Genomic DNA, 15,425 nt, shown 5'->3' on the forward strand with positions numbered 1-15,425 from the left:
ACGGCCACTGTTACCTTTGGCAGCGAGAGCTTGTCGCGCTGCATATAGTGTCAGACTCGATAATTGCCCTGGCATACTATTCAATACCCCTATCCCTAATTTATTTTATCAGTCAGCGAAAAGACTTGCCATTTCGCAACATTTTTTGGCTGTTTGCCGCCTTTATTATCTCCTGCGGTACTACTCATGTAATGGAAGTTTGGACGCTTTGGCATCCTGTTTATTGGGTTTCTGGCTGTCTAAAAATGATTACCGCCGCGATTTCTGCTTACACGGCTTTTGCATTAATTCCTTTAGTTCCCCAAGCATTAACTCTCCTGAGTCCAACTCAATTAGGGATGATCGATCGCATACTGCAACAAGAAATCATCGAACGCCGAGAAACAGAAGCTCGCTATCAAACCTTAACTGAAGCTTCGCCGGTGGGAATATTTTATGCAGACGCTATAGGAGATTGCTTGTATGTCAACGAGCGCTGGTGTCAAATTTCGGGAATGGGCTGCGATGAAGCTTTGGGTAAAGGGTGGTTCCAAGGCATTCATCCAGACGACCGCCAGCGGGTTTTTGACCAATGGTACAGCGCCGCTGCCGAGAAATTGCCGTTTAAATCTGAGTACCGCTTTCAAGGCATCGATCGCACTAAAATCAGTTGGGTATTCGGTCAAGCTGTCGGTCAAGTCGGAGAAAATGGGAAGGTTAAAAGTTATGTTGCTACTATTACTGATATTACAGAACGCAAGCAGGTAGAAGAAGAAAATCGACTGCTCAATGAAACTCTGGAGCGTCGAGTAGTCGCTCGCACTGCTCAAATTGAAATTTACAACCACAAATTGCAAAAAGAAATCGCCTACAGACAAAAAATTGCGTTCACTTTGTTAGAATTGACGCAACTGCAAAATGCAATTCTTAATAGCCCTAACTACACAATTATTTCTACCGAACCAGACGGTACGATTAAAACATTTAATCTGGCAGCCCAGAAACTTTTAGGCTATTCCTCCGAAGAAGTGGTGGGAAAATTTACGCTAGCAATCATTCACGATCCTGTGGAGGTCGGTAAAAGAGCAGAAATTCTTTCTCAAGAATTGGGAGTAAAAATAGAGCCTGGGTTTGAGGTTTTTGTTGCCTGGGCGCGTCGGGGAATAGCTGACGAAAATGAATGGAGTTACATTCGCAAAGATGGTTCGCGGTTTCCGGTACTGCTGTCTGTGACTGCCTTATTTGACAACAACGGAAATATTAACGGTTTTTTGGGTATCGGTCAGGATATTAGCGATCGCAAACAAGCTGAAAAAGATTTCCGCGACCTCACCATTGCCCTGCAAAATGCCGTGGAAGGCATTTCGCGACTGGACATTGAGGGACGCTACGTCAATGCTAACCGAGCTTACGCTCATACCTGCGGTTACGAACCCGAAGAAATGGTCGGTATGGAATGGATACTCACCGTACATCCTGATGATATTGAGATGCTAATCTCAGCTTATGAGGAGATGCTAATTTCTGGCAAAGTAGACGTGGAAGCTAGAGGAGTCCGGAAAAATGGAACGTTTTTTTACAAGCAAATAACTCTGGTAAAAGCTTGCGACGCCCAAGGGACATTTAACGGTCACCACTGTTTCATGAAAGATATCACCGATCGCAAACTAACTGAAACAGCTTTGCAGGAAAGCGAATTCAAGTACAGACAAATAGTTGAATTAGCAGAAGAAGGTATTTGGGTAATTGACAGCAATTCCCTCACGACTTATGTCAATCACGCAATGGCACGAATGCTTGGCTATAGTGAAGTAGAAATGTTAGGTAGACCGCTTTTGGATTTCACGGACGAACCGGAAAGAACATCAAATCTCTATCCTGTGGATTGGCGCCAGCAAGCTATTGGTGAAAAACGTGAAGTACAACTAAAAACTAAGGAGGGTAAAGATGTTTGGACTTATATTTCTACCAGTCCAGTATTCGACAATCTGGGGAATATGCTGTCTTGTTGTGCGTTGGTTTACAACATTACAGGCCGCAAAGAAGCAGAGGAGCAAATGCTGCAACTTACAGAAGATTTGAAGCGTTCTAACGAGGAACTAGAACAATTTGCTTATGTGGCTTCCCACGATTTGCAAGAACCGCTCCGAGCCGTTACCAGTTACACTCAATTACTCGCCCAGCGCTATCAAGAAAATTTGGACGATCGCGCCGATAAGTATATTAATTATATTGTTGACGGCGCGACCAGAATGCAACAATTGATTAATGATTTGTTGGCGTATTCGCGACTGGGAACGAGGGGTCAGGAGTTTGAGCCAGCCGACTGCAATGCTGCTGTCAAGCAAAGTTTGTGCAATTTGCAAATTGCGATCGCCGAAACAAAAGCTGTCATCACCTGCGACGCGATGCCAACGGTGATGGCAGATGAATCTCAACTGGTGCAATTATTCCAAAATTTGATCGCCAACGGCATCAAATTTTGCCGCGAAGACATCCCGTTCATTCAGATCGCAGCCCAAAGGCAAGAGGGCGAATGGCTGTTCAGCGTCCGCGATCGTGGCATTGGCATCGATCCTGAGTATGCCGATCGCATTTTTATCATTTTTCAACGCCTGCACGGACGCCGCGAATATTCCGGTACTGGCATAGGTTTGGCGATGTGCAAGCGCATTGTGGAACGCCATGGCGGGCGGATATGGGTGGAATCTCAGGAGGGAAAAGGAGCGACTTTTTACTTCACTATTCCTATAATTAATAGCTGAAGGGTCAAAGTTCAATTTTTTTTTCCTCTAATCAAAAGGATACGCCAGTTATGAGCGATCGAAGCACTGTTAGACCCGTTGAGATTCTGCTGATTGAGGATTCGCCCAGCGACGCCGATTTGGCAATAGAAGCCTTCGGTCAGGGTAAAATATTGAATAACTTACATTTTGTGGAGGATGGAGTTGAAGCAATCAAGTTTTTACACAAAACAGCACCCTACCTGGGCGTACCCCGTCCTGATTTAATTTTGCTGGATTTGAATCTGCCCAAAAAAAGTGGCGTTGAAGTGCTAGAAGAAATTAAAACTGACCCTAATTTAAAATTAATTCCTGTAGTGATTCTCACCACTTCAGCAGCTCCGGAGGATATTGCCAAGTCCTACTCGCTCCACGCCAACTGTTACATAACTAAGCCTGTAGACTTCGTACAATTTACTAAAGTAGTCAGGTTAATTGAGGAATTCTGGCTCGCAGTCGTCAAACTTCCTCTAAATTAAACAACAGATACTTTGCTGATGGCCAATAGAAAATTTTTTCAACTTTTTGAAATTCGGTATAGGAGGATTCACCCAGCAGTCCTGATATCGGTAAAAAATGCAAATGTAGGCTAACTGCAAACCCCAGAGCCATTTCTCATGCCAGAATCGCAAATAGTATCACTTGGCTAGAAAAAGTCTGGCAAAAAGCATTTTTTTCACAAGTGGCATAAGAGTGGAAGATGGAGTTTGATACTCCCCATGCCTAAAGGCGAGGGGATTCTTGAAGAAACCATAATCGGATCTACAAAGGCGCTATCAATTCGCCGCTACTCGCTCAACTTGAATTTCTTCAAGCATTGCGTATACTTTAGTTTTTTTTGCTTTCAGAGTCCATCACTAGCCAAAAGTTACGGTACGCTCAACAACCAGCCTTTTGTTTGCCCTTTAACTATTCCGAATCAAGTCGGATATGTCCGTTGCCGGGATTGCACCGTACTAGGTTGTTTCAACACGTAGATGGTTATTCCTACTCAATCTTCTTAATCATAACATCAATTTTCGATATGTTTCATTGATCGATAGTTCGGACAGTTTTTTAACGACTCTGTAAGCGTTACAGACTAAGCCCTGGCATTTTTAATGATTTTTTGAAACGAGCGGGCTAGACTTAAAGATTGAAAAAATAGTCAGCCCTATAGCCATCAAGGGTTTGAGATACTCGATCAGATCTAAAACTGTCCTTCGTATTGATTGATGTATGTAAAGAAATATTGAAGGCGGTTGAAACCGCTACCGACTTGGATCCGTGTCGTTAGCCCGGGGCTTGCGTTTCGCTCTTCGGTCAGCAAGGATTTTTTTCCAGCCAGAAAGTTTGTAGTGGGCGTACCCCGTCTTGATTGCATTATGCTTGACTTGAATTTGGCTAAATAAAGTGGTTTGGAAGTGTTACCAAATAATAATTTTCAAGTTGCAAATGGCAGGGTCAAGAAAAAAAGTTTAAGCTGAGATTGATACGCCGTGAAAATGTTACAGCCAAAAACCTCTAAGCTATGTGGATTAAGATTCTGTTAATAGAAGACAATCCCGCTGATGCTGATTTGCTTGCAGAACTTTTAGAAGTATCTGGGGGCGTTCAGTGGGAACTCGTGTCTGTTGAGTTCCTGCATGAGGCGATCGCCCAACTGTCCAAACAACACTTTGATATAGTATTGCTCGACCTTTCTTTACCCGACAGCCGCGGTTTGGAAACCCTAACTCGCCTGCGAGAAGTTGCTCCCGATACAGCAATGGTGGTAATGACAGGCTTGGACGATGAGGCGATCGCCCTGGAATCAGTTCGCTTGGGAGCTCAAGATTACATTGTTAAAGGTCAAATTACTACTCCATTATTAGTGCGGACTATCCGCTACGCGATCGAACGATCGCAAACATTCCAAATGCTGCGGGAAAGCGAGCGACGTTTTCGGGCGATTTTTGACTCTTCGTTTCAACTCACCAAGCTGCTGACTCCCGAAGGAGTCGTGCTGGAAGTCAACGAGACAGCCCTCGATTTTGCCGGAGTGCGATCGCAAGATATAGTCGGCCGCCCGATTTGGCAAATGGTGATTTGGCCTCAAACCCGAAATTTTTCCGAACAACTGCAATTTGCGATCGCCAAAGCCAGCCGCGGCGAGTTTTTCCGCAGCGAAATCGACTTGGTAGGCAAAAACGGCCAAATTGTCACAGTTGATTTCTCACTCAAACCTGTTAAAAATGAGACAGGACAAGTTTTGCTACTCATTGCTGAAGCCCGCGACATTAGCGATCGCAAACGCGCAGAAGCTGAAATTCTCAAAGCCCTCGCACGAGAAAAAGAACTTTCCGAACTGCGAGCCAAATTTGTCACCATGGTTTCCCACGAATTCCGCACCCCCCTGACAACCATCCAATTTTCCGCTGGATTGCTCCAAGATTACAGCGCTAAGTGGTCAGAAGAAAAAAAATCTACTCATTTTGTGCGGATTCAACTAGCCATCAAACGCATGACAGAGTTATTAGAAGATATCCTCGTAATTGGCAAAATAGAAGCAAACACCTTACCATTTCAACCGATTTCCTTAAACCTCGAAAAATTTTGCCGTCAACTCGTAGAAGAACAGCAGCTCAACGATAGCAACCAACATCCGATCGCCTTTATACATGAAGGCGGCAACTGCGACGCTCAAATGGATGAAAAACTGCTGCGGCAAATGTTGGGAAACGTCCTCTCAAATGCCATCAAATATTCCCCCGCCGGCAGTTCAGTTTCCTTGAGACTAAATTGTCAAAACGGCAAAGCTGTTTTCCAGGTTCAAGACCAGGGCATCGGGATTCCCCAAACCGATATAGAGCGGATCTTAGAAACTTTTTACCGAGCTACAAATGTCGGCACTATTTCAGGAACAGGTCTCGGTTTAGCAATTGTGAAAAGAGCCGTGGAACTTCACGGCGGCAAACTGGCGATCGAGAGTCAAGAAGGAAAAAGCACAACTTTCACTATTACCTTACCTTTAATTTGTGCTAGCCAATAAGCTGCTGCGCCAGAGAGAGAGAGTGCGAGAGGGGAAGACGAGTTGATTAATGTTAATAGTTCATTCAAATATATAGCGGTTCTCATAAAGACGAGGTATGTCACATTCTGCTACGATCGTCGGATTGATAACACACACGCGCCCAGAGCCTCTTTACCGGAGTTTAACCTCAGAAAGCTTGGAAGCATCTCAGTTTTGGAAAAAGCATTTTTTTTACAGTGCGAGCTCCCGACAGCACTACAAATACAGAACTGAGATGCTCCCGAAAGCTTATAGGAAAGAAACTATCGATTACCAATTACCCATTACCAATTACCCATTACCAGACATACATCATTTTTTGGATAAAGGTTATACAATTTAAATGCAGTACAGCTTCACGACTAAATTATCAACTATAAGTATCCGCCACTTAACGCTCAGTTAACAACACAAACAAACAAATTTGTCAAGTATCCTCACACAGATTTTTTGCAACAACTACTAACGAAAAGGAGCAATAACCGTGGCAAAGATTTTAGTAATAGAAGACGAAGAATCGATTAGAGAAAACATTTTAGAGTTACTGGAAGCCGAGAATTTTGAAGGCATTGGAGCGAACGACGGTAAAGTCGGTATCAAATTGGCGATCGCACAAATCCCCGATTTAATTTTGTGCGACATGATGATGCCGGAAATTGACGGTCACGGCGTCCTCAAAGCTTTGCGTTCCGACCCCATAACTGCCACAATTCCGTTTATTTTCCTCACAGCCAAAGCCGATAAAAGTGACATTCGCACTGGCATGGAAATGGGAGCAGACGATTACATTACTAAACCTTGTACGCCACAAGAACTGCTAAAAGCAATTGCTATTCGACTTGATAAACAGAAAACAATTAGCAAGCAATCTCAAAAAACCCTAGACGAATTACGCATTAATATTAGTATGTCGCTCCCCCACGAATTGCGGACTCCTTTGAATGCTATTCTGGGCTTTTCCGAGTTAATTTTGTCAGAATATCAGGTGTTCGAGGATTCAGACATCTTAGAAATGATCGGTCAAATTAACACTTCAGGTCATCGCTTATATCGGCTGATTCAGAACTTTTTGCTGTATGCAGAACTTGAGATAGCAGGCACAAATCCCGAACTGCTAAAAGAAATGCGCTGTAGCCAATTTAGCTGCGTACAATCTTTGCTCACTCAAAAAGCGCTCCAGCAAGCGAAACAGGTGAATAGAACAGATGATTTAAAATTAAATTTGCAGGATGCGTCGGTAGCTATTGATTCTATGAGACTTACAAAAATTGTTGAGGAACTGCTGGACAATGCCTTCAAATTTTCTTTAGAAGGAACGCCAGTTTTATTAAGCACTTTCGTGGAAAATGAGACTTTTATTCTGTCTGTCAAAGACCAAGGCCGCGGCATGACTCCCGATCAGATTGCACAGCTAGAAGCTTACAGGCAGTTCGATCGCAAACTTTACCAACAACCAGGTTTGGGATTGGGCTTGGCCATTGTTCAACGCCTAGCAGAATTGCACGGAGGAAAATTTAAAATAGAAAGTTTGCCACAGCAAGAAACAATAGTTTCCGTTTCCCTGCCAATCTAAACAATTTTAGATTTTAGATTTTATATTTTAGATTTTAGACTTGGGGATGATTTACTAAATCGGGGTTGGGATCTTCCCTAAAGTTACATTATTTTGGGAAAAAGTAAACCAGAATTATGGTATTCTAGATTAAAATTGCATATTTAAATCTAGAATACCCATCTCCCCCTCTCCCGGGAGCATCTCAGTTTTGTATTTATAGTGCGAGCACGCAAGAGCTCGCGTATTGTACAATACGCGAACTCTTGCGTGCTCGCACTCAAAGAAAAAATGCTTTTTATAAAAATGATATGCTCCCCATTCTTCCCCTCTCCCCCTCTCGAACATAACAGACAATCTCTCGGGCAAACAAAGCTTATGCAGGAGCGATCGCCCGTTTCACACATCGGTGCATATAAATTTGAGCTACCTTATCCCCAGGATTGACTTGCAAGCACGCCGAAAACAATCTTGTAGCTTCGAGAAATTTGTCACTATTGTAGAAAACCAAACCTTGCTCAAACATTGTCTTTGTATCTAACTTTTTCTGCCGCAACTCGGGCGGATCGGCCGTAAATATTTCATAAACCGTTACCATGCGCGATTTGCCTTTGACTGTAACGCGATCGATCAACCTAAAATCATAAACATCATTTAACTGTACAAAAGTATTGTGAGTAATTAACATCGAAACTCCATACTCTTTCGTCAAACTTTCCACGCGAGAAGCTAAATTAACCGCATCGCTAATCACCGTGCTATCCATCCGATTTTGCCCCCCCACCGTGCCTAACATCAAAGAACCCGTATTGATGCCAATGCCAATTTGTAGCGGCGCGCGATCGGGCCGACTGCGACTCATATTATACTCGTTAAGCTGCTGTAGCATGGCAATTCCAGCTTTCACCGCATCGTCCGCACTGCCATTAAACAGCGCCATAATTGCATCGCCAATGTATTTATCAATAAACCCAAAATTTTCAGTAATTGCAGGCTCCATCCGCGACAAATAAGCATTAATAAATTGAAAATTTTCTTCAGGACTCATCTGTTCTGAAAGAGCCGTGAAATTCCGAATATCTGAAAACAACACCGACATTTCTTTCTGCACCTGATCGCCTAATTTTACATCCAGAATACTTTCATATCCCAGAAAGTGTAGAAATTGGTGCGGCACAAACCGCCCGTAAGCATCTGTTAATTTTTCTTCCGCTGCTAAAGCCTTTTGCAGCTCATCTGTGAAGTTGCGGCGCTCGGTTTCTACCTCTTGACGCTCTGTGATATCTTGAAAAACTGCGATCGCGTAAACAATGTTTTTCCGTTCGTCGTAGATTGGAGTCGCCCAAATCTCGATCGGCACAATCCTCTCCGGGCGGTGAATTTCTGCATCATCAGAGTGCACCACTTCCCCCCCCAGCGCCCGCACAATCGGTTGTCTCTCGCTTGGATACAGCTCATTAGTTCCGGCGCAGTAAGTTTGATAAACTTCCGGCAAAGTGCTAGGAATAACATCAGAAACCAAGCCTTTGCCAAGTATTTTCTCAGCCCAAGAATTCATGTAACAAGGTTTCCCAATACCATCAACCACAAATATACCCACCGGCACCGCTTCCAGCAATTGAGTCAGCCGATTTTCGCTTTCTAACAGTGCTTCATTGAACTTTTCTTCAGCTATCAAAGCTTTTTCCAAATCATTCGTAAACTTCAGGCGTTCCGCATCTACAAGTCTTCGCAAAGTAATATCCTCAGCAAAACCCTGGTAGTAAAGCAGTTCACCCCTAGCATCAAAAACAGTACGTGCATCCTCAGAAATCCAGATAATACTGCCATCTCGGCGGTAAACTTCCGACTCAAACTCAGACACAGTACCGTACTGTTCCATCAACGCAAAAAACTCTTGACGGCGGTGCGGTTGCACGTACAATTGCCGCTGAATCTCATTAACACTTGCCATCAATTCTTCAGGGGAATCATAGCCGTAAATTTGAGCGAGAGCAGGATTAGCGCTAATCAAAGTTCCGTCAGGTGCAGTCTGAAAAATACCTTCGAGAGCATTTTCAAATATCCGGCGATACTTCTCTTCAGCTTGCACCAGCGCTGCTTCAGCTTGCTTGCGTTCCGTAATATCAGTAAAAGCAATAATCCCGTAGCAAATATCCCCGAGAGAATCATAAATAGGAGTCGCCCAACTCTCCACCGGAATAACCTTATTACCAGTCCGAATTTCCACACCCTCAGTCCGCACACTTTCGCCCCGCAGCGCCTGCATAATTGGCAATTCTTCCACAGGACATCTCTGATTAGTTCCGGCTTTATAGAATTGATAAATTGCTGCTTTCTGCTCCGAATTAATATGGGGTACAGTGCCTTTCCCAAATACATCCCGCGCCTTTTGATTAGCATAAAAAGATTGACCGTTCGCATCAAGCACGCACACGCCCAACGGCATCGCTTCCAGGTATTGCGTCAACCGACTTTCGTTTTCGTGGAGTTTAGCAATCAGCATCGCCTGCTTGCGGTTTAATCTTGCCAACTCCTGATTCATTTCCTGAAGTTCTATTTGTTTTTCAGCTAATTGTTTATCTTGAAAATATCTGTAGATTGCCTCAGTAACAGTTAATTTTAAATCATCGGTTTGCCAAGGCTTAGGTATGTATCGGTACAATTTAGCATAATTAATAGCATTGGCTACCGCCTCCAAATTAGCCTGCCCCGTCAGCATAATCTTGAGAGTTCTCGGCGAGATGGCATGAACGCTTCTCAATAGCTCGTCTCCTTTCATATTCGGCATGATATGATCGGAAATAATCAAAGGAACTTCATACTGTTCTGCTAAAAGTTCAGACAGCAATTCCAAAGCTTCTTCGCCGCTTTGGGCAGTTTCAATTAAATATTTATCTTCAAAGGCTTTTAGCAGGTCTATTTCCAGACTATCGAGTATAGTCTGCTCATCATCCACACAAATAATCACAGGTTTTTTCATAACTTTGCTAGACCAGACTTAATCGCTTCAATTAATTCTTGATTTTGCCAAGGTTTTTGTATAAAAGCATGAAGATTGGCTTGAGATTTTGTGCGTTCAATTGCTTCTTTGTCCGCTTGTCCTGTCAGCATAACTGTCACAATCTGCGGATATTTTTGATGAATTTTAATCAGCAACTCATCTCCTTTCATTCCAGGCATCAACCAATCAGAGACAATAACTAGAATGTTAACCTCATCTTCACACAGCTCTTCAATAATCTCCAGTGCTTCGGCAGCACTTTCAGCAAATTCGCAAAGATATTTACCCTTAAATGCCTGTTGCAGTTCAATTTCCAGACTTTCCAACACCGCTACTTCATCGTCAACACACAAAATTGCTGGTTTAGACATCGCTAGTTTCCTCCTTTCGTCTGGCAGGGTGAACCCGGATGGGCAGCACGCCGTTTTCCAAATTCTACATTCCGCGCGCCTAGACTGCAAATTTTTAGCCCCAGATTTCAGTCTGGTGTTTTACCTACTCAATTAAATTAATCGGCAAAGACACTGTAAATGCAGTTTGACCGGGCACTGACTCCACATCAATTGTACCCTGATGTTTTTTAATGATTTTTTTGACAATATCCAATCCTAATCCGCTGCCTTCTCCCGCTGGTTTGGTCGTAAAAAACGGCTCAAAAATTTTCGGCAAAATCTCCGGTGAAATTCCAGCGCCACTGTCGGTAATTTTTACGGCAAAGTTGGTATCTTGCTGCAAGGCGTCAATTGTTAAAGTTCCTTGATTGTCCATCGCTTGTAAGGCATTGTGAATTAAATTTGTCCAAACTTGATTGAGTTCGTCTGGATAACACAATACCGGAGGCAATTGAGCTTGATAGTTTCTGACGATTTCTACACCTTGTTTTAGCTGGTTCTGATAAAGAGTTAATACAGTTTCAATTCCATCAGTGATATTCACTTCTAGTTTATCCCCATGCACATCGTAACGCGCATAATTTTTGAGAGCAAAAACGACTTTTGCAGCGCGTTCTGTAGCGGTAGCGATGGTTCTGGCGCTTTTTTGAATACTAGCAAAATCGTAGGCGGTTTTGATAATATTTTCGCTGTCAGGGTCTTTGAGCAACGGCACGAATTCTTGCACATTTCCTTGCAATCCGATATTGACTAAAATGCTAGCAAGGCTGTCAGCATTATCAATCCCTTCCGCATCTAGTTGCTGCTTCACGCCTCTTTTAAATTCCCGTTTTTCTCGCGTAGATAAAGAGTAAGTTTGTTGGCGGGAACTGTACATTAAACTCAAAAAATCATGCTGGCGTTCGGCAGACAGTTCTTTAAAAAAAACTGGCAAACTGTCGAGATTGTTATCCAAAAAGCCGGTAATATTCCCAATAGACGATCGAATCGCCCCTAGCGGCGTATTAATTTCGTGAGCAATGCCTGCAATCAGTTGCCCTAAGGCAGCCATTTTTTCCGATTGAACTAATTGCTCCTGAGTTGCTTGCAGTTGCTCTAAAGTGATTGTCAGTTCATCGTTTTTCTGTTTGAGTTTTTTTTGCAACTGGCACATTGCTAAATGGGTTTCTACTCTAACTAGCACCTCTTCCATCTGAAAGGGTTTGGTAATATAATCTACTCCGCCTACAGCAAAAGCTTTAACCTTATCTAGTACGTCATTTATCGCGCTGATAAAAATCACCGGAATGTCGCGAGTGCGTTCATCAGCTTTGATTTTTTCGCAAACTTCATACCCGTTCATTTCGGGCATCATAATATCCAGCAAAATCAAATCGGGAGGCATACCTTGTGCGGCCGAAAGTGCTAACTCGCCGCTCGGTACGGGGCGGACTTTATAGCCCTTGCCATTCAAAATTCCGGCTAGCAGTCGCAAATTCGCTGGGGTATCGTCCACTACTAAAATATTACCGGGAGGGGTACTAGGAATGTCATTATTCATGTGAGCTTGCTTGAGAGATTAACTTTAAAACTTTGTCGTACTCGAAATTTTCTATACAATTGGCGATCGCAGCAGCAGTTACTGTATCCTTTAATCTAATTTGGTCGATCGAACTCTCAATGAAATCCATATCCACTTTTAGTATGGCCAGCTTTAAATCAGCTACCAGCGACTCAGGCAATTTAAGGAAGTCAGCCGCAGTCATTTCGCGATCGCGCTCTTTGACTGCCGATGAGTTAGCTTGCCCCGGATCTTCATAAATATAGCGTACTCCGATATGTTTGTGCATAGCATCGAAAATATCGGCTTCCCGGAAAGGTTTCCGCATAAAAGCATCGCAGCCCGCCGACAAAATTACAGCCCGTTCTTCCTCCAAAACGCTCGCAGTCAGCGCAATAATAGCAGTAGCTTGACCTTTAATAGTGCCTTTAATGTATTGTGTTGCTTCGTAGCCGTCCATCACGGGCATTCTCATGTCCATCCAAATTAAATGCGGCTCCCAATTGTCCCAAATCTCAATAGCTTCTTGACCGTTAGTAGCTTCTTTCAGTTCAAAACCCAGAGGATTGAGAAGCTTAATCAACAGTTGGCGGTTGAGCAGTTTATCATCTACTATCAAAATTCGATAGGGGTGTTGGTTGGGTTCCAAGGCAATCACATTGCGAGTTTGTTTTGGGATAGAAATATCAGCCGCCTCCACCGCAATAACTTGAATATCAAACTGAAAATTAGTGCCCTTCCCAACAGCAGAATTGACGCTGATTTCGCCACCCATTAATTCCACAAATTTGCGGCTGATTGGCAATCCCAAGCCTGTACCTTCTTGGGAATCTTTGCCTGTCTGGGTTTGCACGAAAGCTTCAAAAAGATTGTCTAATTCATTGGCAGCAATACCTGGGCCAGTATCTTCGACTTCAAAATGAATAAAGAAGGATGAGGCAGAAGTTGAACCGTCATTGTGGCTTTTATAACTCGCATTTTCTGACAAAGTTAAATGTGGAGATTTAATGTTATTACTGACCTCAATTCCTGTATTTTTGTAGGTTTTTGATACAAGATTATTTACTGATTTTTTCTCTCGGTCTTGGCTGATTAAATGCTTGCTAGCTCTGACACAAACACCGCCATATTCTGTGAATTTAAGAGCGTTATTTAGCAAATTAATTAATATTTGCCGCAATTTTAACTCGTCAGTTTCTACGTATTGCGGTAAGTCGGGACTGCGATCGAAAACTAACTGCAAATGCTTGTCGTCTGCTTTGAGTTGAAACATATCGTCCAAGTCGTGTAGCAGGCGATAGAGGTCGAATTTTTTGGGATTGAGGGTGGTGCGCCCCGATTCAATTTTAGATAAATCGAGCACGTTATTAATCAGGGTGAGCAGGTGTTCTCCGCTGCTGCTAATTATGCTAAGATTTTCTTGGTGTTCTCGGGATAGGGTTTGGCTGCGAGTCATCAGTTGGGAAAAGCCGAGAATTGCATTGAGGGGCGATCGCAATTCGTGACTCATGTTAGCCAGAAAGGCACTTTTAGCTTGATTGGCTACTTCCGCCTTGTCCTTGGCTACAGCCAATTCGGCAGTCCGCTCTTGCACTCGGTGTTCTAAAGTTGCAAAAGATTGTTGCAGTTGTTGAGCCATGCTGTTAAATGACTTGGCTAATTCTCCCAATTCGTCGGAACGTTCGCTTTCTACTGTGGTGTCCCATTCGCCTTTAGCAATATTTTTAGCTGCTGTATTTAAGCGCAAAATTGGATTTGTCACCCACCGAGAAGTCTGAATGCCGATAACTACAGCTATGGCTAAAGCTGCCAAACAAAGCCAAATTGTCATGCGAGTATTGGCATCGATTTGTTCGGTGAAATCTGCTTCAGGAACAACTACCACAATCAGCCAGTCCAAACCTTTGCCGTCTTGGAAAGGTAGGACTTTTACAAATTGTCGCTTGCCGTCTATTTCAAAATTTAAGATATAGGAAGTTTTAATTTCCTTTAATTCCCGAAAACGAGCTGCTACATATTTAGCTGTAGCTTGAGTCGAGGGGTCAACACTCTCTTCTGCTTTAAACAGTTCTTTTTTATTATCTTTGGTACGGAATGGTTGTTCGGCTGTTGAAGTTGCGAGTAACGTACCATTTCTTTCGACAATAAATGCTTGACCGGATTTGCCGATCTTGAGACTGTTTAAAAATATTCCAATATGGTCGAGACGCAAAGCAGCAATTAATACTCCTTCTAGCTGGTTGTTATCGTATACAGGTTGGAGTGCGCTGAGTATTAATGTTGGTTCAAGAAACGAAATATAAACTGAGCTCCAAGTTGGTTTGCCGACATTAGCTGCATTTTGGTACGAAGGATGTTCGCGGATGTCAAATTTTTTGACCATTGCTGCTACGGTAGTGCGATCGCCTGTATTGTTAGTATTGTATGAATAAAAATCAAAGCCAGTAGATTTGCCTGACATATTAATCATGAGAGGGCCAGTTGAGAGTTTTTCTCCGGTTCTATAGTCTCCCTTGTTGTTAGCAATAGATGTAAAATTTATATAAGGATATAATTGTACTTGTCGCCAAAGATATTTCTCCCAATCTGATAAATTTTCCATGTTTAACAAGCCCAGTTTGACAGTATCGAGCTTGCTTTGATTGATTTGATGGGGAGTAGTCAGGTAAACTTGCAGGTTTTGCTCGACACGCAAACTCACCTCGCTCATTAACTGAGTGGCAAGATTATTAACTGCTTTTTGTCCGTTTCTAAAGGAGAGATATCCTACGAGTCCCACGGCTGCGACGATTTGCAGCACAAATGGAACTATGAGAACAGTTCTCAGCGATAATTTATCTAACATTTTATCAATCATAAGATTCAGAGGTTTGGTGAACTTAGCCTAGAACCGTTCTTGGAGAGCTTATCTTAACAGCAGCGCCATCTACTACCTACTAGCTAGAGGAAATTGATGCGGGCTGTATTAGCTGTGGTAGACGCTGAACCGCGATCGAATGTGAGCCTAATCTTTGCTTAGATTAAAGTATATTATTTTACCCATTGTCCTATTATTTTGAGGATAATTGTCAAAATTTGCCGTCTCAGGCTGCGAGAAGTGCCTGATACACGATACGCGCGGGCGAGTAGAACCCGCATCGGCCC

General features: G+C 43.1%; 8 protein-coding genes. 4 read left to right on the plus strand and 4 right to left on the minus strand.

Going from position 1 to position 15,425, the window contains the following annotated elements:
* The first annotated feature begins 47 nt into the window (after positions 1–47).
* The 4 genes from JGK20_RS08420 (at position 48) to JGK20_RS08435 (ending at position 7,366) form a co-directional block, all read left to right on the plus strand.
* A complete protein-coding gene (locus JGK20_RS08420; RefSeq protein WP_293230050.1) occupies positions 48–2,744 on the plus strand; it encodes a PAS domain S-box protein in 2,697 nt (898 codons plus the stop codon).
* Positions 2,745–2,794: 50 nt separating this feature from the next.
* A complete protein-coding gene (locus tag JGK20_RS08425; protein ID WP_293155910.1) occupies positions 2,795–3,241 on the plus strand; it encodes a response regulator in 447 nt (148 codons plus the stop codon).
* A gap of 1,031 nt (positions 3,242–4,272) precedes the next feature.
* Positions 4,273–5,772 (plus strand): ATP-binding protein, encoded by a 1,500-nt coding sequence (locus tag JGK20_RS08430; RefSeq protein WP_293175663.1) that lies wholly within the window; start codon positions 4,273–4,275, stop codon positions 5,770–5,772.
* 505 nt (positions 5,773–6,277) lie between these two features.
* A complete protein-coding gene (locus tag JGK20_RS08435) occupies positions 6,278–7,366 on the plus strand; it encodes a response regulator (protein ID WP_293175659.1) in 1,089 nt (362 codons plus the stop codon).
* A gap of 355 nt (positions 7,367–7,721) precedes the next feature.
* Here JGK20_RS08435 and JGK20_RS08440 read toward each other — a convergent pair whose 3' ends face one another.
* The 4 genes from JGK20_RS08440 to JGK20_RS08455 all read right to left on the minus strand — a co-directional run bounded on the left by JGK20_RS08440 (position 7,722) and on the right by JGK20_RS08455 (position 15,138).
* Entirely contained in the window at positions 7,722–10,328 is a 2,607-nt protein-coding gene (locus JGK20_RS08440) for a PAS domain S-box protein (RefSeq protein WP_293189780.1), read from the minus strand.
* Positions 10,325–10,720: a response regulator gene (locus tag JGK20_RS08445; RefSeq protein WP_293175655.1), complete on the minus strand. Its 396-nt coding sequence runs from the start codon at positions 10,718–10,720 to the stop codon at positions 10,325–10,327. The genes JGK20_RS08440 and JGK20_RS08445 overlap by 4 nt, the downstream gene beginning before the upstream one ends.
* Positions 10,721–10,844: 124 nt before the next feature.
* Positions 10,845–12,281 carry a response regulator gene (locus JGK20_RS08450; RefSeq protein ID WP_293175653.1) on the minus strand — a complete coding sequence of 479 codons (1,437 nt, stop codon included), beginning with the start codon at positions 12,279–12,281 and terminating at the stop codon, positions 10,845–10,847.
* Entirely contained in the window at positions 12,274–15,138 is a 2,865-nt protein-coding gene (locus tag JGK20_RS08455; RefSeq protein ID WP_293204496.1) for a hybrid sensor histidine kinase/response regulator, read from the minus strand. The genes JGK20_RS08450 and JGK20_RS08455 overlap by 8 nt, the downstream gene beginning before the upstream one ends.
* Positions 15,139–15,425: the final 287 nt, after the last annotated feature.

Source organism: Microcoleus sp. PH2017_05_CCC_O_A (assembly GCF_020738785.1).
Taxonomy (GTDB): Bacteria; Cyanobacteriota; Cyanobacteriia; order Cyanobacteriales; family Microcoleaceae; genus Microcoleus.

What these genes read in the sequence shown, in the direction of transcription:
- JGK20_RS08450 (WP_293175653.1), bottom strand. Translation starts at nt 12,281, where the DNA reads ATGAATAATGACATTCCTAGTACCCCTCCCGGTAATATTTTAGTAGTG.
- JGK20_RS08430 (WP_293175663.1), top strand. Translation starts at nt 4,273, where the DNA reads ATGTGGATTAAGATTCTGTTAATAGAAGACAATCCCGCTGATGCTGAT.
- JGK20_RS08455 (WP_293204496.1), bottom strand. Translation starts at nt 15,138, where the DNA reads ATGATTGATAAAATGTTAGATAAATTATCGCTGAGAACTGTTCTCATA.
- JGK20_RS08425 (WP_293155910.1), top strand. Translation starts at nt 2,795, where the DNA reads ATGAGCGATCGAAGCACTGTTAGACCCGTTGAGATTCTGCTGATTGAG.
- JGK20_RS08440 (WP_293189780.1), bottom strand. Translation starts at nt 10,328, where the DNA reads ATGAAAAAACCTGTGATTATTTGTGTGGATGATGAGCAGACTATACTC.
- JGK20_RS08445 (WP_293175655.1), bottom strand. Translation starts at nt 10,720, where the DNA reads ATGTCTAAACCAGCAATTTTGTGTGTTGACGATGAAGTAGCGGTGTTG.